Origin of the sequence: Phaeovulum sp., assembly GCF_047638075.1 — a bacterium.
Classification (GTDB): Bacteria; Pseudomonadota; Alphaproteobacteria; order Rhodobacterales; family Rhodobacteraceae; genus UBA6197.
The window spans coordinates 1-24421 of the sequence record NZ_JBLJBV010000006.1 but is presented as its reverse complement, the minus strand read 5'-3'; the positions used below and the strand labels follow the sequence as shown (position 1 = coordinate 24421).

The window sequence follows — 24421 nt, the reverse complement described above, 5'->3', positions numbered from 1 at the left end:
CCGTTGCGCGGAAAATCTACTTATCCCGGCTGTTCAGATTTCCAGAACCACCTCTTTAATTGCAGTATGCTCTTTTCCATGCGTGTCTGACGTCAGGGCCCGTGGGACTGATTTGAGGATTTGAACAACGGAGGGTTTCTGGTCCATCTTGTCGATTAGCAGATCGAAATGATGAAGAAACCTGAGACTTCGAAGAAAACGGCTGACAAGTTGGTGAAGAACATCCGCTGCAAGACGCGCCAGACCTATTCTGCGGAGGAAAAGATCCGCATTGTTTTGGCTGGGCTGCAAGGCGAAGAAGGCATTTCAGTGCTTTGCCGCCCCGAAGGTATTGCCGAAAGCCTGTGTTATAGCTGGTCGAAGCGTTACCTGGCAGGCGAATGCCTGCATTCGCCGTAAGGGGAATTTCTGGAGGCGGGCAAGCGTCGGCTTTCAGGAGATACGGCACGGCGGGCGACTTCACCAGAAGTGAAGGATCTGCGCTCGGAAACGTTGGCCGTGAAGAAATGCGTAGCCGATCCCACCTGGTCTTGTCACGCTTGCTTTCTGGCCTCTCAACTCATTTATGCGGCCCTTCGCTTAAATGCCAAGGGCTTTTCCCGCCGAGTGATGAATGGGGCCGATCTCCTCTTTGTCGATTTGGGCAAAGGCCTCGACCATCATGTAGCGGCGCGAGGTCTGCCATTCGTCGTTCTGCTCGAACAGGACGGCCCCGATCAGACGCATGATGGACGCCTCGTTGGGGAAGACCACCACCTTCGGCCTGGCGTAGGATCGCAAGGATCTGGCGTTCGCTATATCTCGTCATCTTCATTCAAAATTCCCCATGCATATTGCCGAGAAAATCCTACTTCTGCGTACCCCTTAACTTCGGGGGGATTACCCATGGCGGTGTCGGGACAAATTGGGGCTCTATTAGACCGCAAATGACGTTAACAAAGATTGCGCCGGGCGCATCCCATACCATCACGACTACCCACCTGAGTACCCGCAAAGCGCGAATATCTTTCAACAGGTATGGGCGTATCCCGACGCCGCACTTTCTGCTTTTCGCAAGTGGTTTAGGGAAATATCTCTGCCCACTAAGTACCCCCGCTACATTCTGAAAAAGGCCAACATCTTAGAGGGCGGCAGAAGAGAAGCAGAGAGGTTGGCAAACATCTATAACTCAAACCAGATCAAAGGCTAAGTTTTGCGATTTTTTGCGGCGTGGCGGCACCACACCGCCACGAAAGCAACGCGCGGCTAGTTGAGTATATAGGTCCCCAACAAAACATCAGAAGACCCCCGCTGAAAGCAGCCGTGGCCGCAAACGCCAATCTTCAATACCGTGTCAATGGATTGATAAACAACAGGTCATAGCGAAGTATCAGGCGCGAAACGCGAAAAAACACCCGCGTCCCTACTACAAGCGATCAGAAATCAAGGTGCTCGACGTTCAAGGCGTTTTGCTGGATGAAATCGCGACGCGGTTCAACGATGTCGCCCATCAGTTTGGTGAAAATGTCATCGGCATCTGCGACATCGTCTATTTTTACTTGCAGCAGAGTGCGCGCCGATGGGTCAAGTGTCGTTTCCCACAACTGTTCAGGGTTCATTTCACCCAAGCCCTTATAGCGCTGAAGTGACAATCCTTTTTCGCCTTCTGCCAAAATCGCCGCCAACAGTTCCATCGGACCGTGAATAAGCTGCTCGCGCTCTTTGCGTATCAACCGCGCTGGGGTCTCATATACCTCGCGCAGCGTCTCGGTATGCAGGGCCAGGCGGCGCGCCTCGCCCGAGCGTAAAACCGTGCCATCCAGCGTACGGACCTCTTCTACGCCACGCACTAGACGGGCAAGTCGCAGACCATGATCCGGTGTCGGGCGGCCTTGCCAGCCGCGTTCGTATTCCAGCGCCACAAGGTCCAGGCGGCGGGCAACCTCATCGGCAACGCCCTGGGCATCGGCGTCTATTCGGCCCGGTAAAAGCGCGCCGGCGATAGCAGATTGTTCAAGTATGTGTTGCGGGTAATGTGTTGGAAACGCTTGCAGGCTGCGTTTGATGGTCCGCGCCTCTTCCGCCAGACGGATCAGATCGGCGCCGGTAATTTCTTCGCCGCTACCCAAACGCAAAATCGCACCTTCAACGCCCTGATTTATAAGGTAATCCTCTAATGCCGCCTGATCTTTCAAGTAAACTTCAGATTTACCGCGGGCAACTTTGTATAGCGGCGGTTGGGCAATATAAAGATAACCCGCGTCGATCAGCTCGGGCATCTGACGGAAGAAGAAGGTCAGCAGCAAGGTGCGGATGTGCGCGCCGTCGACGTCAGCATCGGTCATGATGATGATCTTGTGGTAGCGGGCCTTTTGCAGGTTGAACTCTTCGCGGCCGATGCCGGTGCCCAATGCCGTGATCAGTGTTCCGATCATGTCGCTGGACAGCATCCGGTCAAATCGCGCGCGTTCCACGTTCAGAATTTTGCCGCGTAGCGGCAGCACCGCCTGATTTTTCCGAGAGCGGCCCTGCTTGGCCGATCCACCAGCGCTGTCACCCTCGACGATGAAAAGTTCTGACAGCGCCGGGTCTTTTTCCTGGCAGTCCGCCAGTTTACCGGGCAATGACGCCACGTCCATCGCCGTCTTGCGGCGGGTCAATTCGCGCGCCTTGCGGGCGGCTTCGCGGGCCAAGGCGGCTTCGACGATCTTGCCGACAATGATCTTTGCTTCGCTGGGGTTTTCCTCGAACCACTCACCCAGCTTTTCGTTCACGAGGTTCTCGACTGCGGGCCGCACCTCGGATGAAACAAGTTTGTCTTTGGTCTGGCTAGAGAATTTGGGGTCCGGCACCTTGACCGACAAGACGCAAGTCAGGCCTTCGCGCGCATCATCGCCGGTAAAATCAATCTTTTCCTTCTTCGCGATCCCGCTGGTTTGAGCGTAAGAGTTTATAGTTCGTGTCAGCGCCCCGCGAAAACCGGCCAAGTGGGTGCCGCCATCGCGCTGCGGAATGTTATTGGTAAAGGGCAGGACGTTTTCATGGTAGCTGTCATTCCACCACATCGCTACTTCGACCGTGATCCCGGCGCGCTCGCCTATAATAAAGATCGGCTCGGTCATTGCCGAAGTTTTGGAGCGGTCCAGATAACGCACGAATTCCCGCACACCGCCCTCATAAAACAACTCCGTCTCCAGTGGCTCGACCGGGCGGCGATCTTGCAAAACGATTTTCACCCCCGAATTCAGGAAAGCCAGTTCCCGAAGCCGGTTTTCCAAGGTCTTGAAGCTGAAATCCAGGTTTGAAAACGTCTCCAGGCTGGGCAAAAACCGCACTTCGGTGCCTTTTTCACCCGGCGGCGCATCCCCCACAACCCGCAGGCTTTCTGCGGTATCGCCATGCACGAACTTGGCGTAGTGTTCCTTGCCATTGCGCCAGATCCGCAGTTCCAACCACTCCGACAGGGCGTTCACCACCGATACGCCAACGCCGTGCAACCCGCCCGAAACCTTATAGCTGTTCTGGTCGAATTTACCGCCTGCGTGAAGCTGCGTCATGATCACTTCGGCGGCTGAAACGCCCTCTTCGGCGTGGATGGCGGTGGGAATCCCGCGCCCGTTATCACGAACCGAAACCGAGCTGTCAGAGTGGATGATCACGGTCACATAATCGGCATGACCGGCCAAAACCTCGTCAATTCCATTATCAACGACCTCGTACACCATATGGTGCAAGCCTGAGCCATCGTCGGTATCCCCGATGTACATGCCGGGACGTTTGCGGACAGCTTCCAAGCCCTTGAGAACCTTGATGGAATCGGCGCCGTATTCTTCCGGCTTCTGGGTGTCTTCGGTCATGCCTGCCTACCTTGGATTTTATCCACTGCTTATAGGTGTTCAAGCCGGGTTTGTCACGCCCGACCCACCATATTTAGGGCTTAAAGGGGGGTCTGCATGACACCGTCTTCGCTGACCGCAAACACCTGCGCCCGAGGGCCGAGTGTGCTGAATAATTCAGGCTCTGTTCCCGTCATGAAGGCCTGTGCCTTCAGGGTGCAAATCTCGTCATAAAGGGCGGCGCGGCGGGCCTCATCCAGGTGGGCGGCCACCTCATCCAGCAACAAGACCGGGGCCTGCCCCGTTTCATCTGTCAAAGCGCGCGCATTTGCCAGTATCAGCGAAATCAGCAGCGCCTTTTGCTCTCCGGTCGAACATTGCGCCGCGGGCACAGCTTTTTCGGCGTAGATCGCTGACAGGTCCGCGCGATGTGGCCCCAGCAACGTGCGGCCCGCTGCCATGTCGCGCCCGCGCCCCTCGGCCAAGGCCCCAGCCAGATCTTTGGGGCCCGCACCGTCGATTGCCATATCCGCCGCCGGGAACGAGGTCGCAGCCCCTTTCTGCGCGGCAGAAATCCGGGCCAGCGCAGTCGCGCGATTGGTTGATATTACCACCCCGGCCTCGGCCATCTGCCCCTCAAGGGCCGCATACCATGCCGGATCGCGAACCATGTCTTTCAGCAGGCGGTTGCGTTCACGCATCGCCTTTTCATAGACCAACACGGCTTCAGCGTGATGCGGCAGAAAAGACAGGGTCATCCGGTCCAGGAAGCGGCGGCGCCCCTCGGCCCCTTCGGTCCATAGCCGGTCCATGCTCGGCACCAGCCACAATACCCGACAAAGCCGCCCCAGCGCCACCTGAGGCGCCGGTTTGCCATCAATCCGCACCTCACGCGCGGCACCCGGCTGGGCCGAAGTTTCCACCTCATGGCCCGCGCCCAGCGCGGCCCGGATTTTCCACCCGACAGCCCCATCGCGGCGGGCCAATTCATCCGGCCCGGCCCGGCGCAGCCCGCGGCCCGGCGACAGTAGCGAAACCGCTTCAAGAATGTTGGTCTTGCCCGCACCATTCGGGCCAAAAAAGACGACCGGGCGCCCATCAAGCGCCAGCGTCAATCGCCGATGAGACCGAAACTGCAACAACGTCAGTTCGGTCAGCACCGCCATACCTCTTCATCTTCGAAAAACCGTCCCCGCCAAAAATAGGGGGCGGAAATCACACCCGCATCGGCATGACCACATAGACGGCCGAGGTGTCATTGCCTTCACGCATCAGGGTCGGATCGCCCGACGAGTTGAACAGGAACACGGCATTTTCACGGTCTACCTGACTGGCAATTTCCAACAGGTATTTCGCGTTGAAGCCAATTTCCAAACGCTCGTCAGCATAGGCAACGGCCAGTTCTTCTTCTGCCGCGCCCGCATCCGGGGCGTTCACCGACAGCACCAGACGGTCTTCATCCAGGCTCAGCTTAACTGCGCGTGACCGTTCCGACGAAACCGTCGCAACGCGGTCCACCGCCTTGGCAAACTCTGACGCGTCCACCTCTAGCCGGCGGGTGTTACCTTGCGGGATTACGCGGGTGTAATCGGGGAAGGTGCCGTCGATGACTTTCGAGGTCAGGGTAATCAGCGGCGTAGCAAAGCGGATCTTGGTTTCTGACACCGAAACGGCGATCTGTGCATCATCTTCATCCAGCAGCTTGCGCATCTCATTCACGGTTTTGCGCGGCACGATCACGCCGGGCATGCCTTGAGCACCCTCAGGCAGGGGCGCATCAATGCGCGCCAGACGGTGACCATCGGTCGCGACACAGCGCAACACCGGGCCATCCTCGCCGGTTGAGACATGCATATAGACGCCGTTCAGGTAGTAGCGCGTCTCTTCCGTGGATATGGCAAATTTTGATTTATCGAACAGCCGCCGCAGCACACCCGCCGGGGCGCTGAAATTGGCGGTATATTCCGAGCTGGCCATAACCGGGAAATCTTCTTTTGGAAGCGTCGCCAGATTGAAACTGGAGCGCCCCGCCATCACCGACAGCCGCCCTGTTGCAGGGTCATCGCTAAGGTTGATCAGCGCCCCATCCGGCAATTTGCGCACGATTTCGTGCAGCATCACGGCCGAAACCGTGGTCGCGCCTGCGCGCTCTACCTGTGCCGATGCCTTGTCGACCACTTCGATGTCCAGATCGGTGGCGCGGAAGGACACGGTGTTGCCCTCGGCCTCGATCAGCACATTCGCCAGGATCGGAATAGTATTGCGCCGCTCGACGACCGATTGTGCCTGCGCAACTGCCTTCAGCAGTGTCGCGCGTTCGATGCTGATCTTCATATCCACCCCCAAGATAGCCGGGAGCGGAAAACTAGCAGCTTTCCGCGCAGGCTCAAGATTTTTCAGGACATTCGGTTGCTTTAAAGCAACCGTCAAGGCTCAGGCCTCCAAAAGCCTGCGTAGAAGGTCAATATCTTCGGCTATTTGACGGTCGCCGCCCTTCAATTCTTCCACCTTGCGAATACCGTGCATGATTGTCGTGTGATCGCGCCCGCCAAACCGACGGCCAATTTCAGGCAGCGACCGGGTCGTCATCTGTTTGGCCAGATACATTGCAATCTGCCGCGGCCGCGCAATGGTGCGCACCCGTTTCGGGCCGATCATATCCGACAGACGGATATTGTAATGCTCGGCCACCTTGCGCTGAATCTCTTCGATTGAGACTTTGCGGTCCGAGGCGCGCAGAATATCGACCAGACATTCCTGCGCCAGATCCAGCGTGATTTCCCGCCCGACCAGTGACGCAAAGGCAAAAAGCCGCGTCAGCGCGCCCTCCAGCACCCGCACATTCGTAGTGATCCGGTGCGCCAGAAACTCCAACACGCCATCGGCCAGTTTCAGGCCCGCATACTGGGCGCGGTAGGCCTCAGCCTTGGTTTGCAAGATACCAAGGCGCAATTCGTAGTCAGTGGGATGCAGATCGACGACCAGCCCGCATTGCAGGCGGCTTTTGATTCGCTCTTCCAGATCCTTGATCTCACCGGGTGCGCGGTCTGCGGAAATAACGATCTGTTTGCCCTGATCAACCAACGCGTTGAACGTATGGAAAAATTCTTCTTGCGTGCTGTCCTTGCCCGCGATGAACTGGACGTCATCAACCATCAGCACATCGACCGAGCGGAACAGTTCCTTGAAATCCATTATCTGACGTTCGCGCAGCGCCTGAACAAAGCGGTACATGAATTGTTCAGCCGACAGATACAGCACCCGCAATTCGGGGCGGCGGTTTTGCAATTCGTGGGCGATGGCGTGCATCAGGTGGGTCTTGCCCAGCCCCACGCCACCATACAAAAACAGCGGATTGAACGTCACCGGCCCGCCTTCGGCAACGCGACGGGCCGCTGCATGGGCCAACTCGTTCGGCTTGCCCACCACGAAACTGTCAAAGGTGAACCGCGCATCCAGCGGCGCGCCGGGCAGTTCGGCCTCATCGGTGGGGCGAACAGGCTTGGCGGGTTTTGGCTGCGCTATAGCGCGGGCTGGGACGGGACGCAGTTCGGTCACGCGGATGTCGACGCGATCAACCCCAAGTCCAGCCTTGACCAGTTCGCGGCGGATGTGTTCGGAAAAATTTCGCGATACCCAATCGCGCATGAATTTTGTCGGGGCATCGAAACAAGCAATTCCGCCCGCTACTTCATTCAATCTTAGTGGCTCAATCCACGTTACAAAATTATTTTTCCCAACAGTTTTGAGAAGTTCATTGCGCGCCCGCCCCCAGGTTTCTTCAGTCATTATTTTTGCCCATAAATTCAAACGCTTCGGCCCGCTTCACTTCCCCTAGAATAGCCACGCCAAATTCAATGGACCGAAAAAGCGGTTTTACCCGTCTTCTTCCGCTCCTTGCGGCGCTAGCAATATAAGGACACAAAAGAATACCCGCCGGAAAGCCCCGGCGGTCGGTCTTCTTATCATGCGGCGGGGATCTTTCATCCCCACCATCAGATGCGCACCTCAGCGCCGATGCAGCCCGGCGGTTTTGGTTTTGTCACGCTTGGCAGCAGCGCGACAAGTTTTCCCAAGATGCGTCATGTCCCCCTAGGCGACGTGAATCGCCTGCAGAAGCTAGCAAGCCCGCCGCAGGCCACGCAACCGATCTTCGCGCTTGACGAAGCATTTGTGGCTGCGAATCTGCATGTGCTGCTAAAAAGGCCACAGGCTATTGAAATGTCAGAAAAACGAAAAGGGCGACACCTTGTTGGGTGCGCCCTTCCATGTCGATCAGTCGTGGCTTTATCAGGCAGCCAGCGCTTTCACGCGAGCGGCCAGCCGCGATACTTTACGCGCGACGGTGTTCTTGTGCAGAACGCCTTTGGTAACACCGCGGGCCAGCTCGGGCTGTGCCGCACGCAAAGCGGCAACTGCCGTGTCGGGGTTACCCGAGGCAATCGCTTCTTCTACCTTGCGCAGGTAGGTGCGGATCCGCGAACGGCGCGCTTTGTTGATTTCATTGCGGCGCTCGTTCTGGCGTGCGCGCTTCTGGGATTGGGGCGTATTGGCCATGAGTCGCTTTCCGATTTCAGTTCGGGGTAATCTTGAAGCCGCTCTACTAGGCCCGAGTCGGGCTCAAGTCAACGGGGAGGGTAAACTTTTTGACTTATCTGTCACGAAACTGCGGCTGCCGCTTTTCTAAAAAGGCGTTCATGCCCTCTTTCTGGTCTTCGGTTGAGAAAAGTGCGTGAAAAGCGCGGCGTTCAAACAGGATACCTTCGTTCAACGTGGTTTCGTAGGACCGATTAACTGCCTCTTTCACCACCATCGCCGTGAGCAGTGATTTTTCCGTGATCTTTCGCGCGGCAGCCAACGCCTCGGGAATCAGCTTGGCGACAGGCACCACCCGCGACACAAGACCCGCACGTTCAGCCTCGGCTGCATCCATGAACCGCCCGGTCAAATGCATGTCCATGGCTTTTGATTTGCCCACAAACCGCGTCAGGCGCTGCGTGCCGCCGATACCGGCCACGACACCCAGGTTGATTTCCGGTTGGCCGAATTTGGCGCTATCGGAACAGATGATGAAGTCGCACATCATCGCCAATTCGCAGCCGCCGCCCAGCGCATAGCCCGATACCGCAGCGATGATCGGTTTTCGAGTTCGCGAAATAGCATCCGCATCGGTTGCGAAAAAATCCGACAAAAACATATCGACGTAGGTCTTTTCCGCCATTTCCTTGATATCGGCCCCGGCTGCAAATGCCTTTTCAGAACCGGTAATAACGATGCAGCGCACCTTGTCATTGCCGTCCGCCTCTTTCAGCGCCTCGGCCAGTTCGCCCAGCAGCTGAGAATTCAGCGCATTCAGCGCGTCAGGACGATTCAGGCGAATCAGCGCGACGTAATCTTCGATCTCGACGATCAGGGTCTGGTAGGCCATCTGGCTTTGCCTTTCCTTTTTCTTGCCGCGGAGTCCTATCAGGCCGGGGGCGATTATCAAGTCATCTCTGGCACGACGCACAAAAGTACGACGAACGCCCCGACTGCACGATCCGCTGAATAGTGCCAGTGCAACCTTCTTTCAGGCACGGGTCGCCCTCACGGTCATAGACCCGGAATATGTGCTGGAAATAACCCAACTCACCATCGGGCCGCCGGTGGTCGCGCAAGGATGACCCGCCCGCCTCGATCGCCTCGGCCAACACTTCGCGGATCAGCGGCACAAGGCCGGCCGTCCGCACGGCGGCGATGCGGCCCGCTTTGCGGCGTGGGTCCAACCCGGCGCGGTGCAGCACTTCGGATACATAGATATTGCCCAGACCCGCGACGATCCGTTGATCCAACAGCGCTGTCTTGATGGGCGTGGCGCGGCCTTTCAGACGTGCGATCAAATAATCCTCGTGAAACCCGTTGCCAAAGGGTTCCGGGCCAAGGCCAGCCAGCAACCAATGCGCCGCCTCACGGTCGGTGCGCACCAGATCCATCGCACCAAAACGGCGCGCGTCATTAAAGGTCACGCGCGCACCACCCGCCATATGCAGCACCACATGGTCGTGCTTTTGCGGCGCCGGATGGTCGTGATGAAACCCGCCCAGCACCTCGCCAGACACCAACATCCGCCCCGACATGCCCAGATGGATCAATAGTGTTTCGCCCGTATCAAGATCCGCCAGGATGTATTTCGACCGTCGCCGCAACCGCTCGACCCGCGCGCCGGTAAGACGTTCGGCCATGCGTTCGGGCAAGGGCCAGCGCAGGTCGGGGCGGTTCACCTCGGCCAATTCGATTACCGCACCCTCCATCGCAGGGGCTAGCCCACGGCGGACTGTTTCAACTTCGGGTAATTCTGGCATGGGTCACGTCGCTCCGTTTTTCCGCCGCATTGTCATGGCGGCGTAGCACCCTATAAGAAGGGGGACATTTTCAGATCGGCAAGGCCAGATGAGCGATAAGCAACAAAAGACCACGCATTTCGGGTTTCAAACCGTGGATGAGGGCGAAAAAGCTGGCATGGTGCACGGTGTGTTTTCACGTGTGGCCAGCAAATACGACGTAATGAATGACCTGATGAGCGTAGGGATCCACCGAATCTGGAAAGATGCGATGATGGATTGGCTTGCGCCGCGCCGTGGCCAGCGGTTGTTGGATGTGGCGGGTGGCACCGGTGACGTGGCGTTCCGCTTTTTGGGGCGTGCGCCGGAGGCTGAGGCGACCGTTTGTGACATGACCGAAGGCATGTTGATCGAAGGGCAAAAGCGCGCCGAAGCAGAAGATATGGCTGACCGGCTGACCTGGATCGTGGGCGACGCTATGGCGCTGCCTTTCGCGGATGACTCGTTTGACGTCTACACTATTTCCTTTGGTATCCGAAACGTTACCCGCATCCCCGATGCGCTGCGCGATGCCTACCGCGTGCTGCGCCCCGGTGGCCGCCTGATGGTGCTGGAGTTCAGCCAAATCCCCAATGCCGCAATGCAATGGGCCTATGACCGCTATTCCTTCAACGTGATCCCGGTAATGGGGCAGATCGTGGCAAATGACCGCGACAGCTATCAATATCTGGTAGAATCGATCCGCAAATTTCCAGCGCAGGATGTATTTGCCGACATGATCCGTGATGCGGGTTTTGATCAGGTGAAATATCGCAACCTGAGTATGGGCATCGCCGCGCTACATTCCGGCTGGAAGATCTGATGCGTGGTCCTCACAATATTTGGCGGCTGATCCGCACGGGTGCCACCTTTGAACGCACCGGCGCGATGAAAGTGGCGCTTGAGGCGATGGAGGTGCCCCCCAGATTGCGCCTTGTGGCGCGGGTGATGGGCTGGCCTTTCAAATGGCTGGGCATCAAAGGCGACCCGGCCCTGCCACCGGTCACCCGAGCGTTGACCGCACTGGGCCCGGCCTACATCAAATTCGGACAAGTCATGTCCACCCGCCCGGATGTGGTGGGTGAAGAACTGGCCAACCAACTGCGCGTGTTGCAAGACAAGCTGCCCCCCTTTCCGGTCGAAATTGCCAAAGCGTCAATCGAGGCTGAACTGGGTCTGTCCGTTGACACCCTGTTTTTCGAGTTTTCCGAACCTGTGGCGGCGGCCTCTATCGCGCAGGTCCATTCTGCCCGCCGCGCGGATACGGGCGAAAAAGTGGCTGTAAAGATTCTGCGGCCGGGCATCGAACGCGCCTTCCGCAAAGATCTGGACGCTTTCCACTTTGCTGCGGCGCTGATCGAATTTCTATCGCCTGCATCGCGGCGCCTGCGCCCGTCAGATGTGGTCGCGCATTTCGAGGGCGTGGTGCTGGGTGAACTGGACCTGCGGCTTGAGGCGTCTTCCGCATCGGAATTCGCCGCCAACACCGAACGGGATAAAGGTTTTTCGGTACCAGCGCCGCACTGGGACCTCTCGGCAAAACGCGTTATGACCTTGGGCTGGGCCGAAGGCGTACCACTGGGCGAGGTCGCGGCGATCCGGGCGGCCGGGCACGACCCCGATGCTCTGGGCGAGCGGGTGCTGCAACTGTTTCTAAGCCACGCACTGCGTGACGGGTATTTTCACGGCGACATGCACCACGGCAACCTCAAGGTCGCCCCAAACGGCGATATCATCGCCTATGATTTTGGGATCATGGGGCAGATCGACGAATATACGCGCCGCGTTTATGCCGAGATTCTGATGGGGTTCATCCACAGAAACTACAGGCGTATCGCAGAGGTCCATTTTGAGGCGGGGTATGTCCCGCGCGACCGTGACGTTGATGAGTTTGCCCGCGCGCTGCGCGCAGTGGGTGAGCCAATTTTCGGCATGAATGCCACGGGAATTTCGATGGCGCGGCTTTTGGCCTATCTGTTTGAAGTGACGGAACGTTTTGGGATGCGTACCCGAACTGAGCTGATTTTGCTTCAACGCACGATGGTTGTGGTTGAAGGCGTCGCACGATCCCTGAATCCTTCCATCAATATGTGGAATGTAGCGCAGCCTGTGGTGGAAACCTACATACGGCAGAACCTCGGCCCGCGCGCAATGTTGCGTGACCTGAGCCGCACCGCTGTCGTGTTGGGGCGGTTCGGTCCTCGCCTGCCGGAAATTGTCGAAAAAGTCCTGAATCATCACGCGGAACCCCTCACGCCACCGCCGCCTAAATCACGTTGGCATCTTGCGGGGGTGTTGTTTGCTGGTGGCGTTCTTGTGCTTATAGGGGTTATTGCCGGGCAGATGCTTTGAGCGATCCGCAGCCATGCGCCAGATCTCATTGCGGGAGACCGGCGGCGGGAACGACCTTGCAAGCGTATTAGAAAGGCTTTCGGGCCCAGTCGGAGAAGAAAACTACCGCCGCTCTAGGCCTAAAGGGCGTTCTCAAGGCGATGGTGACGCCCGGGGCGGCCTTGGTCCTGTAGCGGCACGATTATGCTATTGAATGTCCTTATCTTACATAAAAAAGCGCGTCGACTGCAATGAATCAAGAATCTGACGCCTGCGAGAGGCACTTTTCCAAGCGCAAAAAGCTTTCTATTGATCCCTCCGCTTCATCCTCTGCCAGAAAAGCGTCCAACGCCGGCCAAACACGAATGGCCGCATCTATAAGCGGATCAGATCCGGATACATAAAGCCCAGCCTGAATCATCAGCTCGGCTCGGTCATAAGCCCCAAGCAACTGTCGCGCCTGGCCTATAAGCGCATTTTCAGAGGCGCTAGCAGCCTGGGGCAATGAGCGCGACACAGAGCGTAGCAAGTCAATCGCAGGAAATCGGCCCCGTTCAGCGATGGCCCGGTCTAAGACCACATGACCATCAAGCACACCACGCAAGATATCTGCGACCGGCTCATCCATGTCAGACCCCGCGACCAGCACCGAAAATACGGCCGTTATGTCACCTTTTCCCTCAGGGCCGGGGCCGGCACGTTCTGCCAGCGACATGATCTGATGAGAAGTGGATGGGGGGAACCCGCGAAGCGTCGCTGCCTCGCCACCTGCAAGTGCTATCTCGCGGTGCGCTTCGGCAAACCGCGTTACACTATCCGCCAAAAACAGCACATGCTGCCCCTGATCGCGAAAATGCTCAGCGACGGTCATTGCGGCCCAGGCACATCGACGACGCACCAAGGGGGATTGATCAGAAGTTGCCGCTATGATGACCGCACGGGCCATGTTCTCGGGGCCCAGCACGGTTTCAACAAATTCTCGCAGTTCCCGCCCGCGCTCACCGACAAGAGCAATTACCACCACGTCCGCATCCACGCCCCGCGCAAATTTTGCCAGTAGTGAAGACTTACCAACGCCCGAACCCGCAAACAGCCCAATCCGTTGCCCACGAACCAGCGGCAACAATGTGTTAAAGATGGCAAGCCCGGTCTCCAGACGCGCGCCCAGACGGCGGCGGGACGCAGCAGCAGGAGGAGCCGCGCGTAACGGCCTGTTCTGGCCCCCTCGCAGCAACGGGCGCCCGTCCAGCGGCCGCCCGAATGGGTCCACTATACGCCCCACCCAGCTATCGTCCGGTGCCAACTGCACATTTCCAAGAACTTCCACAGGATCGGCTATTGCAACGCCATCGGCGGCGCCATCCGTCAACAAAGATATCGTGCTGCGGTTCAGTGCGAGCACCTCACCACCCAATTCCTGTCCATTTGCGCAGCGAATCAGCACCCTATCACCAAGCGCCGCCCGTTCTGACAGCCCGCTTACTTCAACCGTGCCACGCCCCACTTCCACCACCCGCCCCACCGAATGGGTTACTGCAAGGTCCGTAATTTCTGCACGAAGCAGGGCCAAAGCCGGGAATGCCATTCTAGCCTCCTGATATGTCTGAAACGTTTTCTAAACGATTAGCTCTTAAAGCTTCGTGTATAGTTCGGAGGAGAAACCCCGATGTTTGATAAACTTGAAATCATGCAAATGGCACGGGCGATGGCATCCCATGCCGCCTTGCGTCAAAACGCGATTTCGCAAAACGTCGCCAACGCCGATACGCCAGGCTATGCCGCCCGCGACGTCGCTAATTTTGCCGATACCTATGAGTCCGCAAATGACGAAAAATTAAAGGCAACGCGGCCATCTCATCTGAACTCCGATACTCACTTTTCTGCCCAAATAACCTCGCGACGGGATGCGGGGGCCATGTCACCCAACGGCAATTCCGTTTCGCTGGAAGAGGAAATGGTAAAGGGCGTCGAAGTCAAGCAGCAACATGATCTTGCCTTGGCCATTTACAAATCCTCGATGAATATTTTGCGCACCAGCCTTGGTCGAGCATAGGGGTAAATCATGAGCGATTTTTCAAATGCATTAGCTCTCTCTGCCTCAGGTATGAAAGCCCAATCAATGCGTCTGCGTCATGTGTCCGAGAACATCGCCAACGCTGATACGCCCGGCTTTCACCGTAAAATGGCATCGTTCGAAGAGACGATTTCGCGCGGCGATCACACGGGTGAAGTTGTTCTTGGCCCAGTCCAACTCGACCAGAGGGAACTTACCCGGATCTATGATCCGGGCAACCCGATGGCCGATGAAAGCGGCTACTACAACGGCTCGAATGTCGATCTGGTAGTCGAAATTGCTGACGCGCGCGAAGCGCAGCGCAGCTACGAGGCGAACCTTCGGATGTTCGATCAGGCACGGCAAATGTCGTCCAGCCTGCTCGACCTCCTTCGCCGCTGAATAAGGGAGGTCCAGAATGGACGTCAGAACCTCATTTGCCGCACAAAGCTATGCTCAGGCCCGCACGGCGGCGGCACCCCGCCCAGAAGCAGGCGGGTCTGGGCAGAATGTTTTTGGCGCGATTGCCGAAGACTTTGCTGCAACGCTGAAAGCCGGCGAAGATACTGCCAAAGCGGCCATGATCGGTGGGGCCGACCCGCATGCTCTTGTCCAGGCTCTAGCAGCAACAGAGTTAGCGGTCGAAACGGCCGTAACCGTGCGCAACAAGGTCGTCGAGGCATATCAAGAAATCCTGCGGATGCCGGTGTAAAGATGAATGAAGCATTGTTTTTCGACACATTGCGTCAGGGCCTTTGGATCGCAGTGAAAATTTCGGCACCGATGCTTGCGGTCGCACTGGTCGCCGGCGTCACGATTGGGTTGTTTCAGGCTTTGACATCCGTGCAGGAAATGACCCTGACCTTCGTACCGAAGGTCGGCGCCATGTTGATCGTATTCTGGGTGTCCATGTCGTTCATGTCCGAAACGTTGGTATCATTTTTCACCATGAAGATCATTCCCTTGATTGCGGGGGGTTAGACATGGATAATGCTATCTACACCACGCTAAACCGGCAATCGGGCCTGATGCGCGAGATGCGCACCGTTGCCAACAACATCGCCAACGCTTCGACCAATGGGTTTCGCAAGGAGGGCGTCGTATTTGCGGAACATATCGCCGCGCTGGGCAACCAGGAACCCTCACTCTCGATGGCAAGCGCTACAGGTCGAATTACCAACCTTTCTCAGGGATCCTTATCGCAAACGGGGGGTACATTCGATTTCGCAATTGAAGGTGAAGGTTTCTTTCAAATAGAGACGCCACAAGGAAATCAATTGACGCGCGCGGGCAGCTTTACCCCTTCAGCCGAGGGGGAATTGGTTTCCCTTGACGGGTACCGCTTGCTGGATCGCGGTGGATCGCCAATCTTCGTGGCACCCGACGCGGGGCCCATCACAGTGTCGCAAGACGGCACAATGTCATCCCAGGGTGCGCCAATAGCGCAACTTGGGCTTTTTGTACCAACCGATCCAAATGGGTTGGTACATCAAGGGGGTACTCGATTCTCTGCTGAAGCGGGCGTCGAGCCCATTGAAACCTACGTCATCATGCAGGGCTTTCTGGAGGAGTCAAATGTCGATTCCGTCTCGGAAATCACCAGAATGATCGAAGTTCAGCGCGCCTACGAAATGGGCCAAACATTTCTTGATCGCGAAGACCAACGCATTCGCGGCGTCATTTCCACCCTAAGCCGATAAGGAACCCAACCGATGCGTGCATTACAAATCGCTGCTACCGGAATGAGTGCCCAGCAAACCCGGGTCGAGGTGATTTCGAACAACCTCGCAAACATGTCGACCACCGGCTACAACTCCCGTCGGGCAGAGTTTGCCGATCTGCACTACCAGCAGGTTGCGCGGCCAGGCACCATTACTGCAAATGACGGGACAATCGTGCCCACAGGGGTGCAGCTTGGCCTTGGGGTGCGGCCCACTGCCGTTTCTGTCAATCTCGCGCAAGGGTCGCTGTCTGCAACAGGCGGCGATCTGGATGTTGCCATTGATGGGCTTGGATACATCGAGGTTGCGCTCCCGTCCGGCAACTCCGGTTATACGCGGGATGGCGCGCTCAAACGTTCGCCAGACGGCGAAATTGTTACATCGGACGGGTATTCCGTCCTGCCAGGCATTACAATTCCCAGCGATGCCCGTGCGCTTTCAATCAACGCTGCTGGCGAAGTTTACGCCTATTTCAGCGATCAGGTTCAACCTACGCTACTGGGTCAATTTACGCTTGCCGGATTTACCAATGAAAAGGGGCTTGAGGCCATTGGGTCAAATCTCTTTTTAGAGACCGGCGCCTCGGGTCCGGCCCAAGTATCTTCTCCTGGTGAAAATGGTCTTGGCACCATACGGCAAGGATACCTTGAGGACAGCTCCGTCGATCCGGTGCGCGAGATCACCGAACTTATCAAAGCACAGCGCGGATATGAATTGAACGCCAAAGTCATTACCGCCGCCGATCAGATGCTTGGCGCAACCACACAGGTGCGCTGATGATATGGCGCAAATTCGGGATAGCGACAATTCTCTTTATGGGTCTGACGGCGACGGGTCATGCCGAAGTTCTGGTTGCCACCCGCACACTTCGTGCGCAAACGATCATCGCCCAAGAAGATGTCGCATTACAAAAAGGTGCCGATGAGACGGCGCTATCGCGCGCCGAAGCCGCGTTGGGCAGAGAAACTCGAATTGCGATTTATGCCGGTCGACCAATCCGTCCCCAAGACATCGGACCACCCGCAATCGTCGACCGCAATCAAATTGTGATGATGTCTTATCAACGCGGTTTTTTGATCATTTCCACCGAAGGGCGCGCACTGGAGCGCGGTGGCGTGGGTGACACCATACATGTGCTGAATGCAACATCGCGGGTTACAGTCAACGCAAAAATCAATGCTGACGGTTCTTTGACCGTGGTTTCCCAATAAAGAGGCATCCATGCGATATTTGATTATGTGTGTATCCATCCTGGCACTCGTTGCATGTCAACGTTTGGAACAGGTCGGTAAGGCACCCGATTTTACGCCGATCGAAGCCGGTAACGAGTTTTTTGCAATGACAAGTCAACCGATGCCAACAACAAACCCCTATCCGCACGGTAACGGTGAGGCGTCGCTATGGTCCGGCTCGCGCGGGTCACTTTTGGGCGACAGGAGGGCGGGCCAGCGCGGGGACATTCTGACTGTAGTTATTGAAATCGACGATAAAGCCGAAATTTCAAACTCTTCCGGCCGTAGCCGCAGCGGCTCTGACACTATGGGAATCCCCAATCTTCTCGGGATCCCTCAGCGGTTAAATGAACGTCTGCCAGAAGGGGCCAACATGGATCACGCCTATGAAGCGGATTCGAGCTCTAGTTACAAAGGTAACGGCAGCGTTGCCCGAAAGGAAAAATTGATGTTGCGGGTTGCGGCAACAATCCTTGATCGCCTGCCTAACGGGGTCTTGCGAATCCAGGGCAGCCAAGAGGTAAGAGTTAATTTTGAGGTGCGTGAATTGATCGTTACCGGTTTTGTCCGACCCGAAGATGTCAGTCGGAAAAATGAAATTACTTATGACAAGATTGCCGGCGCGCGCATATCTTACGGTGGGCGCGGACAGATCACGGATGTTCAGCAACCCCGCATTGGACAACAAGTGGCCGATGTACTGCTACCATTTTGAGGTTTGAAATGTATAGGCTCATTCCGATCATTTTGGCACTTTTGGGGCTGGGATCAGGCATAGGTTTAGGTATCTTCTTTAGGTCAACACCTGATGAAGTTGCGACAGATAATGTCTGCAGTGATACCACCAGAGCGGGTGATCTTGACCATGATATCGGAAGCGGTACCAATACTTATGAATATGTGAAGTTAAATAACCAATTTATTGTTCCTGTCGTAGAGGAGGGCGGCGTTTCATCGTTGGTTATAATGTCACTAGGTATGGAAGTTGAAGCTGGAACAACAGAGAAGGTTTATGCTGTCGAACCAAAACTTCGTGATGCTTTCCTACAGGTTTTGTTTGATCACGCGAATGCGGGTGGCTTTCGGGGCGCTTTCACGGAAACCAACGCTATGGAGCAATTACGCAGGGCCCTATTGGAGACTGGGATCAAGATATTGGGTAAAACAATTTCTGAGATTCTGATCACAGATATAATTCGTCAGGATATAAGCGCGCGATAACGACATGGTATAAGATCTGGCGTGACACGTTATGATTACCTTTGACGGGTTACGGAATAAATCAGCCCCCGCCTGGTTTGAGTAACGGAGTTAACCCATTATACAACAAATGTAGGAAATGATGCGCGGGACGGATACGGCGGGCGGTTTAGGGTTCAGCTAACCTAATCTTGAGGTGTGCATTCCGCAGTGGCACCCACAGCGCGGGGTCCGATCGGTTGCGAGTGACGCACCGGGCGCCTCAGTGTCGCGTTCAAGACGCTTTGCGCCGATTTTGGGCGCCCTTTCGTCCCACCGGTGCGGTTGATCAGAACCAGCCTAATCCAGGTTCTCGTGTTGGCCCTTCCAGGGCCGCTGTTAGGAATTGAGGCGTACCGTGAGTGGGTGATTTGTGGTGTTGGGCAACAAAGATGCTGATGGGTGCCCGCGGTGTTCATGAGGCACCGCAAAAAAGCTACCGGCGCGCCGGCCGGACAGCCCCGAACCCAGACCGTATCGCGACCCCATCCAACGTGCCAGAACCGCGACACCGAGGCTAGTGCTGAGGGCCAAGAATCGCGTCAATGCCGCGCGTGCATCGAAGATCCATGTATGCGCCCGGCCTTACAGGGATTCTGGGACAAGGTCGATCAAAGGCCCAGCACATCGAGCATGTCGTATTCACCGGGGCTTTGGGTCTGCCCCCACAGGGCAGCGCGCAGGGCGCCCCGGGCAAAGATGGCGCGATCCGTGGCGATATGACGCAAGACCACCCGTTCGCCCATAGCCGCGAAAATCACGTCATGTTCGCCGACAATGTCGCCACCGCGCACCGCGGAAAAACCGATGTCGCCAGCATGGCGGGCGCCGGTGATGCCGTCGCGCCCCGAATCGCGGTGGGTCTCCAGATCAATGCCGCGCCCGTCAGCCGCCGCCTGCCCCAGCATCAGCGCGGTGCCCGAGGGCGCATCGACCTTCATCCGGTGATGGGCCTCGACCACTTCGATATCCCAATCCTCATCAAGCGCGGCGGCAACCTTGCGGGTCAGCTGCACCAGAAGATTGACGCCCAGTGACATGTTGCCCGCACGCACAATGACCGCGTGGCGGGCGGCAGCTTTAAGCTTGGCAAGGTGTTCAGGCTCCAGCCCCGTCGTGCCAATCACATGGGTAGCGCGGGCCTGCGCCGCGAGCCCGGCAAATTCCACCGTCGCCGCGGGGGAGGTAAAGTCGATCACCGCCTGCGCCTTGGCAAAGGCTGTCAGCGGGTCATCGGTCACGATCACGCCATTTTCCGCACCACCCATGGCAACGCCAAGATCCTGCCCGACCCAGGCGTGACCGGCGCGCTCGACCGCCCCCACCAGGCGCGCCCTGTCAGAGGCTAGTACAGTTGCGGCCAGCATCAGGCCCATGCGGCCCGAGGCCCCGGTGATAACGATGCCTGGCAGGTTGGTCATGGCGATATCCTCCTTTTGATCGGCTTTGCTTAGCCCGGGTTGATCGGCTTTGCTTAGCCCGGGCAGGCGCGCTTGGCAAAGCCCCGTTGCGGGGGCCGCGTCCATGCCCTACATGAGAGCCATGGCACAGAACCGCTTCCCCATGGGCAAAGGCCCCTCACAACGTCAGCTTCGCGTCGGCGAACTGATCCGGCGCACCCTGTCTGACGTGCTGTTGCGCGGCGATGTGCATGACCCTGACCTGAACCGGATCTCGGTCACGGTGGGCGAGGTCAGCACCTCGCCTGACCTGAAGATCGCCACGGCCTATGTCTCACCCTTGGGGGGGCAGGGCGGCGAAGAGATGCTCAAATCACTGCGGCGCAACAGTGCCGAACTGCGGCATCTGGTGGCCAAGGGGCTGACGCTGAAATACGCGCCCGAACTGCGGTTCCAGATGGATGAGACCTTTGACCGGCTGGATGAAACGCGGCGGATGTTTTCGGACGCGCGGGTGCAACGCGACATAGCCGCGCCAGACGATGATGACGCCGAAGATTGACGCCCTGGCCGCGGCGCTTTTGGTGCTGACAGCCGAGGCGGCAGTTGCCGGGCCCTGCCACGACCTGACCCATGATGGCGCCGCCTATACGGTATGTGAGGCGTCGCAGGCCGCGGATCTGAGGCTTTGGTTGACGGCCGAAGATGGCCTGCCCATTGCGACGTTTGACCGGTTGGCGGGCGAATTGGCCCCCGGCGAACGCGTGGGCTTTGCGATGAACGCCGGTATGTACCATCCTGACCGCCGCCCGGTGGGGTTGTTTGTGCAAGATGGGGTTGAGCGCGCCAAGATCGTGACCTCGGAAGGACCGGGAAACTTTGGCATGCTGCCGAACGGGGTATTTTGCGTGGGCACACGCTTTGCGGTGATTGAGTCGCGCGATTATGCCAAGCGTCGGCCCAACTGCCAATTTGCGACACAATCAGGGCCGATGCTGGTAATTGGCGGGGCGCTGCATCCCAAGTTCCTACCTGACAGTGACAGCCGCCATCTGCGCAATGGCGTCGGTGTTTCGGCGGATGGGAAAACAGCGTGGTTCGCCATTTCTGATGAGCCGGTGACGTTTTATCAATTTGCCCGGCTGTTCCGCGACGGGCTTGGTGCGCGCGATGCGTTGTTTTTTGACGGGTCGGTATCGCGGCTGATGGCGCCCGATCTGGGCCGGTCGGACCTGGGGTTGCCCATGGGGCCGATCGTCGGGCTGGTTCTTCACGCCGATTGACGCCCGCGCCTTGCTGCGATAGCAGCCGGGCTTCGCATAAAAGGGGCGCATCATGGCACGCAAAAAGGGACGCGACATTTCCGGCTGGCTGGTGGTGGACAAGCCTGCGGGCGTGACCTCGACCGCAGTGGTGGGCAAGGTCCGCTGGGCGTTGGACGCAAAAAAGGCGGGCCACGCGGGCACCCTTGACCCTGCCGCGACGGGTGTGCTGGCGATAGCGCTGGGCGAGGCCACGAAAACCGTGCCCTATATCACCGATGCGCTGAAATGCTATCGTTTCACGGTGCGCCTTGGGGCGACCACCAACACCGACGATGCCGAAGGTGAGGTAATCCAAACCTCGGATTTGCGCCCGACCGATGCGGAAATAACCGCGGCCCTGCCCGCGTTTATCGGTGACATCCAGCAAGTGCCGCCGCAGTTTTCGGCTGTCAAAGTCGATGGGCAGCGCGCCTATGCGCTGGCCCGTGCGGGTGAGGAAATGGAGCTGGCCGCGCGTGATCTATGGGTGGAAAGCCTTGATCTGGTGGCGCGCCCCAACGCCGACACGCTGGAGTTGGAAATGGTCTGCGGCAAGGGCGGTTATGTGCGCGCCATTGCGCGCGATCTGGGCGCCGCGCTGGGGTGCCTTGGCCATGTGTTGGCCCTGCGCCGGGTCTGGTCGGGCCCGTTTGACGCCGAGGACGGGATTTCGATGGATGAGCTGGACCGTCTGGCCCGCACACCAGAGCTTGACGCCCTGGTTCTGCCGCTAGAGGTGGGGCTATCAGACTTGTCAGAATTGAAAGCCACCGCCGAAGGAGCGGCGCGCCTGCGCAACGGCAATGCCGGTATGGTTCTGGCCTCGGACGTGGAGTTTGGCGATGAGGCCTGGGCCAGCTATCAAGGTCAGCCAATTGCCGTCGGGATCTATAAATCGGGCGAGTTGCACCCCAGCCGGGTGTTCAATCTTTGACGATGCGCCTACCCTGGCGTCCAGACACCCCGGCCAGCGAGAAAACGGCATGATTACACGCCACCACCTCAAGGGCGATGCGCAGTCAACCGCGGTCTATTCCGATTGCGAACGCTACCGCTACGCGCTGACACGCACCTGGGATAGCAAGCGCGGCAAGGCGCTGTTCATCATGCTCAACCCCTCGACCGCGACCGAAACCCAAAACGACCCGACCGTAGAGCGCTGCGAACGGCGGGCGCGAGCGTTGGGATTTGGCGCGTTTCGGGTGACCAACATCTTTGCGTTCCGCGCCACTGACCCAAAGGTGATGCGCGCGCAAGATGACCCGGTGGGGTCAAAAAACGATGGGGCAATCTGCGAAAGCCTGCCCTGGGCAGATCAGATCATCTGTGCCTGGGGGGCGCATGGCGCGCATCTGGGCCGCGGCGCCGTGGTCGAGGCGCTGTTGCGCCGTTTAGGCACCCCGCTTTTTCATCTGGGGCTGACAAAGGCGGGGGCACCAAAGCACCCGCTTTACATAAGCTATGACCGTCAACCCGAACCGTGGCGTTAAAATTTGTGATCGGGCAAAAGCCAACCAGTTAACCAGTTAGAGCGAATCAAGCTGTTATGGTGGCGCTTCGTTGTGCAATTATTGTCTGGGGCACCGATCAACGGTGCGAACCTATTTATTCACGAGTGGCGGATGCTTTTCCTTTCCGGTATGTTAGGGCTATTGGTGGCGGGCGTATCTGTAGGCTTTACGCCTCACACCGACGATGATCCCACGCCGGATGAAAACAACAGCGCAACCATGGCAACCGACGGCGATCCTACACAGGATCTTCTGTCGGAAATCACCGCCATAGTTCCAAGCAATGACGACGGTTTGGTGCATGATGCCCCCGCTTTGGACTCCGACCCCCAGACGCCCGATCTACAGCCGGGTGTAACATCGTCCCAATTCACCGATGGAATCATCTGGGGCGACATCGAAGATGATCTGATCGCTGGTGGCGAGGCGCTGGATCAGATCAATGGCTATAGCGGTGATGATACGATCTATGGTGGTGCCGGGGATGACTGGCTTAGTGGAAATGAGGGCGCGGATTCGGTTTGGGGCGGCGAGGACAACGATTTTGTCGATGGCGGCAAAGGTGATGACACGATGTTTGGCGGGTCGGGCAATGATACGCTATCTGGCAATGAAGGGAATGACGCCCTCGGCGGCGGCGACGGCGACGATTCGCTGATTGGCGGACAGGGGAATGACATACTGGTTGGCGGCAAGGGCAATGACAGCCTGCAAGGCTGGGCCGGAAATGACACGCTGGCTGGTGGCCTCGGGACGGATGAATTATTTGGCGGGGCGGGCGATGATCTGTTGATCGGTACGGCACCGGGCACGGGTGGCGCGCAGACAGATAGTGATGGGCCGGATTTCTTGAATGGTGGGGCGGGGAACGATACGCTGATCATCGGCAATAACGATTGGGCGCATGGGGGCGAAGGCGCCGATTTATTTGCGCTTGGCGACGGGTCGGAGGCTGACTCTTGCGCCACAATTGAAGATTACAGCCCCGAGGACGACCGATTGGTAGTGGTTTATGACCCGGCCACATCACCCGATCCGCAGATCACTGTCGAACCATCGGAGACAAATTCCGGCGCCGCATGGGTGCTGCTGGACGGCTCTCGCATTGCCGAAGTGCTGGGGGCGGAGAGCTTGTCAGCATCGGACATCACCTTGATGACCGCGGTCGAGTTTGCGGGTCGCTAGGGTTTTTCCTGTCCTGACGCGCCAGCACCCCGTTTTCATTCAGGGCAACACCGGCCTACCGGCGCCTTTATCCGCCGTGCAAGAATAGCCCTGCCGTTGTTGCATCTCGGCAATTCAGGCTTTCCTTTTTGGGCAGTTTCTTCTATACGCGCGCATCCGCTACGATTGGCGGAGCCTCCACGGGCCCTGCTGGACGACATCCCGGCCTGCGCCATTACACAAACCGACGAAGGAGACCCCGATGTCGATTACCGTTGAAGAAAAAGCCCGC

The 24421-nt window shown here is 57.8% G+C and carries 25 protein-coding genes and 2 pseudogenes; 17 read left to right on the top strand and 10 right to left on the bottom strand.

What is annotated here, in order from left to right:
• Positions 1 to 168: 168 nt before the first annotated feature.
• Positions 169 to 525 (top strand): annotated as a pseudogene (locus ACM62R_RS00855) (transposase); the annotation flags it as partial.
• 54 nt (positions 526 to 579) lie between these two features.
• On the opposite strand, the pseudogene ACM62R_RS00850 reads toward ACM62R_RS00855, so the two are convergent.
• From ACM62R_RS00850 to mutM, 8 genes and pseudogenes are all read right to left on the bottom strand, one after another.
• Positions 580 to 756, bottom strand: a pseudogene (locus tag ACM62R_RS00850) (transposase); the annotation flags it as partial.
• Positions 757 to 1415: 659 nt separating this feature from the next.
• Positions 1416 to 3836, bottom strand: a complete 2421-nt coding sequence (gyrB, locus tag ACM62R_RS00845) for a DNA topoisomerase (ATP-hydrolyzing) subunit B (protein WP_415182179.1) — start codon at positions 3834 to 3836, stop codon at positions 1416 to 1418.
• Positions 3837 to 3916: 80 nt separating this feature from the next.
• A complete protein-coding gene (gene recF, locus ACM62R_RS00840; RefSeq protein WP_415182178.1) occupies positions 3917 to 4981 on the bottom strand; it encodes a DNA replication/repair protein RecF in 1065 nt (354 codons plus the stop codon).
• A 49-nt stretch (positions 4982 to 5030) separates the two neighbouring features.
• The gene (gene dnaN, locus ACM62R_RS00835; protein ID WP_415182177.1) at positions 5031 to 6149 is read right to left on the bottom strand and encodes a DNA polymerase III subunit beta; all 1119 of its coding nucleotides are present in this window, start codon (positions 6147 to 6149) and stop codon (positions 5031 to 5033) included.
• A gap of 99 nt (positions 6150 to 6248) precedes the next feature.
• Positions 6249 to 7604, bottom strand: coding sequence for a chromosomal replication initiator protein DnaA (gene dnaA, locus ACM62R_RS00830; protein WP_415182176.1), 1356 nt, complete (start codon positions 7602 to 7604; stop codon positions 6249 to 6251).
• Positions 7605 to 8105: 501 nt separating this feature from the next.
• Positions 8106 to 8372: a 30S ribosomal protein S20 gene (gene rpsT / locus ACM62R_RS00825; protein WP_415182175.1), complete on the bottom strand. Its 267-nt coding sequence runs from the start codon at positions 8370 to 8372 to the stop codon at positions 8106 to 8108.
• 94 nt (positions 8373 to 8466) lie between these two features.
• Positions 8467 to 9243, bottom strand: coding sequence for an enoyl-CoA hydratase (locus ACM62R_RS00820; RefSeq protein WP_415182174.1), 777 nt, complete (start codon positions 9241 to 9243; stop codon positions 8467 to 8469).
• 61 nt (positions 9244 to 9304) lie between these two features.
• Positions 9305 to 10156 (bottom strand): bifunctional DNA-formamidopyrimidine glycosylase/DNA-(apurinic or apyrimidinic site) lyase, encoded by an 852-nt coding sequence (gene mutM, locus ACM62R_RS00815; protein WP_415182173.1) that lies wholly within the window; start codon positions 10154 to 10156, stop codon positions 9305 to 9307.
• A gap of 88 nt (positions 10157 to 10244) precedes the next feature.
• Here mutM and ubiE point away from each other — a divergent pair, with 88 nt between their 5' ends.
• Together ubiE and ubiB are read left to right on the top strand one after the other, a co-directional pair.
• Positions 10245 to 10997 carry a bifunctional demethylmenaquinone methyltransferase/2-methoxy-6-polyprenyl-1,4-benzoquinol methylase UbiE gene (gene ubiE, locus ACM62R_RS00810; RefSeq protein ID WP_415182172.1) on the top strand — a complete coding sequence of 251 codons (753 nt, stop codon included), beginning with the start codon at positions 10245 to 10247 and terminating at the stop codon, positions 10995 to 10997.
• A complete protein-coding gene (gene ubiB / locus ACM62R_RS00805; RefSeq protein ID WP_415182171.1) occupies positions 10997 to 12526 on the top strand; it encodes a 2-polyprenylphenol 6-hydroxylase in 1530 nt (509 codons plus the stop codon). The genes ubiE and ubiB overlap by 1 nt, the downstream gene beginning before the upstream one ends.
• Positions 12527 to 12761: 235 nt before the next feature.
• Here the strand turns inward: ubiB and ACM62R_RS00800 are convergent, their stop codons facing one another.
• Positions 12762 to 14090: a FliI/YscN family ATPase gene (locus ACM62R_RS00800; protein ID WP_415182170.1), complete on the bottom strand. Its 1329-nt coding sequence runs from the start codon at positions 14088 to 14090 to the stop codon at positions 12762 to 12764.
• An 81-nt stretch (positions 14091 to 14171) separates the two neighbouring features.
• Here ACM62R_RS00800 and ACM62R_RS00795 point away from each other — a divergent pair, with 81 nt between their 5' ends.
• Genes ACM62R_RS00795 through ACM62R_RS00755 form a run of 9 tightly spaced genes read left to right on the top strand, consistent with a single transcriptional unit; the run spans position 14172 to position 18732 of the window.
• Positions 14172 to 14558, top strand: coding sequence for a FlgB family protein (locus ACM62R_RS00795; protein ID WP_415182169.1), 387 nt, complete (start codon positions 14172 to 14174; stop codon positions 14556 to 14558).
• Between the two features lie 9 nt (positions 14559 to 14567).
• A complete protein-coding gene (flgC, locus tag ACM62R_RS00790; protein WP_415182168.1) occupies positions 14568 to 14960 on the top strand; it encodes a flagellar basal body rod protein FlgC in 393 nt (130 codons plus the stop codon).
• A 16-nt stretch (positions 14961 to 14976) separates the two neighbouring features.
• Positions 14977 to 15270 carry a flagellar hook-basal body complex protein FliE gene (gene fliE, locus ACM62R_RS00785; RefSeq protein WP_415182167.1) on the top strand — a complete coding sequence of 98 codons (294 nt, stop codon included), beginning with the start codon at positions 14977 to 14979 and terminating at the stop codon, positions 15268 to 15270.
• A 2-nt stretch (positions 15271 to 15272) separates the two neighbouring features.
• On the top strand, positions 15273 to 15539 hold the full coding sequence (locus ACM62R_RS00780; RefSeq protein WP_415182166.1) for a flagellar biosynthetic protein FliQ: 267 nt from the start codon (positions 15273 to 15275) through the stop codon (positions 15537 to 15539).
• Positions 15540 to 15541: 2 nt separating this feature from the next.
• Positions 15542 to 16258, top strand: a complete 717-nt coding sequence (locus tag ACM62R_RS00775) for a flagellar hook-basal body complex protein (protein WP_415182165.1) — start codon at positions 15542 to 15544, stop codon at positions 16256 to 16258.
• Between the two features lie 12 nt (positions 16259 to 16270).
• Positions 16271 to 17056: a flagellar basal-body rod protein FlgG gene (gene flgG, locus ACM62R_RS00770; protein ID WP_415182164.1), complete on the top strand. Its 786-nt coding sequence runs from the start codon at positions 16271 to 16273 to the stop codon at positions 17054 to 17056.
• The gene (flgA, locus tag ACM62R_RS00765) at positions 17056 to 17490 is read left to right on the top strand and encodes a flagellar basal body P-ring formation chaperone FlgA (RefSeq protein ID WP_415182163.1); all 435 of its coding nucleotides are present in this window, start codon (positions 17056 to 17058) and stop codon (positions 17488 to 17490) included. The genes flgG and flgA overlap by 1 nt, the downstream gene beginning before the upstream one ends.
• Positions 17491 to 17500: 10 nt before the next feature.
• Positions 17501 to 18226: a flagellar basal body L-ring protein FlgH gene (flgH, locus tag ACM62R_RS00760; RefSeq protein ID WP_415182162.1), complete on the top strand. Its 726-nt coding sequence runs from the start codon at positions 17501 to 17503 to the stop codon at positions 18224 to 18226.
• Positions 18227 to 18234: 8 nt separating this feature from the next.
• Positions 18235 to 18732: a flagellar basal body-associated FliL family protein gene (locus ACM62R_RS00755; protein ID WP_415182161.1), complete on the top strand. Its 498-nt coding sequence runs from the start codon at positions 18235 to 18237 to the stop codon at positions 18730 to 18732.
• 629 nt (positions 18733 to 19361) lie between these two features.
• On the opposite strand, the gene dapB is transcribed toward ACM62R_RS00755, so the two are convergent.
• Positions 19362 to 20171 carry a 4-hydroxy-tetrahydrodipicolinate reductase gene (gene dapB, locus ACM62R_RS00750; RefSeq protein WP_415182160.1) on the bottom strand — a complete coding sequence of 270 codons (810 nt, stop codon included), beginning with the start codon at positions 20169 to 20171 and terminating at the stop codon, positions 19362 to 19364.
• Positions 20172 to 20292: 121 nt separating this feature from the next.
• Between dapB and rbfA the strand changes: the two genes are divergently transcribed.
• From rbfA to ACM62R_RS00725, 5 genes are all read left to right on the top strand, one after another.
• Positions 20293 to 20712, top strand: a complete 420-nt coding sequence (gene rbfA / locus ACM62R_RS00745) for a 30S ribosome-binding factor RbfA (RefSeq protein ID WP_415182159.1) — start codon at positions 20293 to 20295, stop codon at positions 20710 to 20712.
• A complete protein-coding gene (locus tag ACM62R_RS00740; protein ID WP_415182158.1) occupies positions 20696 to 21433 on the top strand; it encodes a phosphodiester glycosidase family protein in 738 nt (245 codons plus the stop codon). Before rbfA ends, ACM62R_RS00740 begins: the two co-directional genes overlap by 17 nt.
• A gap of 52 nt (positions 21434 to 21485) precedes the next feature.
• On the top strand, positions 21486 to 22388 hold the full coding sequence (gene truB / locus ACM62R_RS00735) for a tRNA pseudouridine(55) synthase TruB (protein WP_415182157.1): 903 nt from the start codon (positions 21486 to 21488) through the stop codon (positions 22386 to 22388).
• Positions 22389 to 22437: 49 nt separating this feature from the next.
• Positions 22438 to 22944 (top strand): DUF1643 domain-containing protein, encoded by a 507-nt coding sequence (locus tag ACM62R_RS00730; protein WP_415182156.1) that lies wholly within the window; start codon positions 22438 to 22440, stop codon positions 22942 to 22944.
• Between the two features lie 150 nt (positions 22945 to 23094).
• A complete protein-coding gene (locus ACM62R_RS00725; protein WP_415182155.1) occupies positions 23095 to 24150 on the top strand; it encodes a calcium-binding protein in 1056 nt (351 codons plus the stop codon).
• Positions 24151 to 24421: the final 271 nt, after the last annotated feature.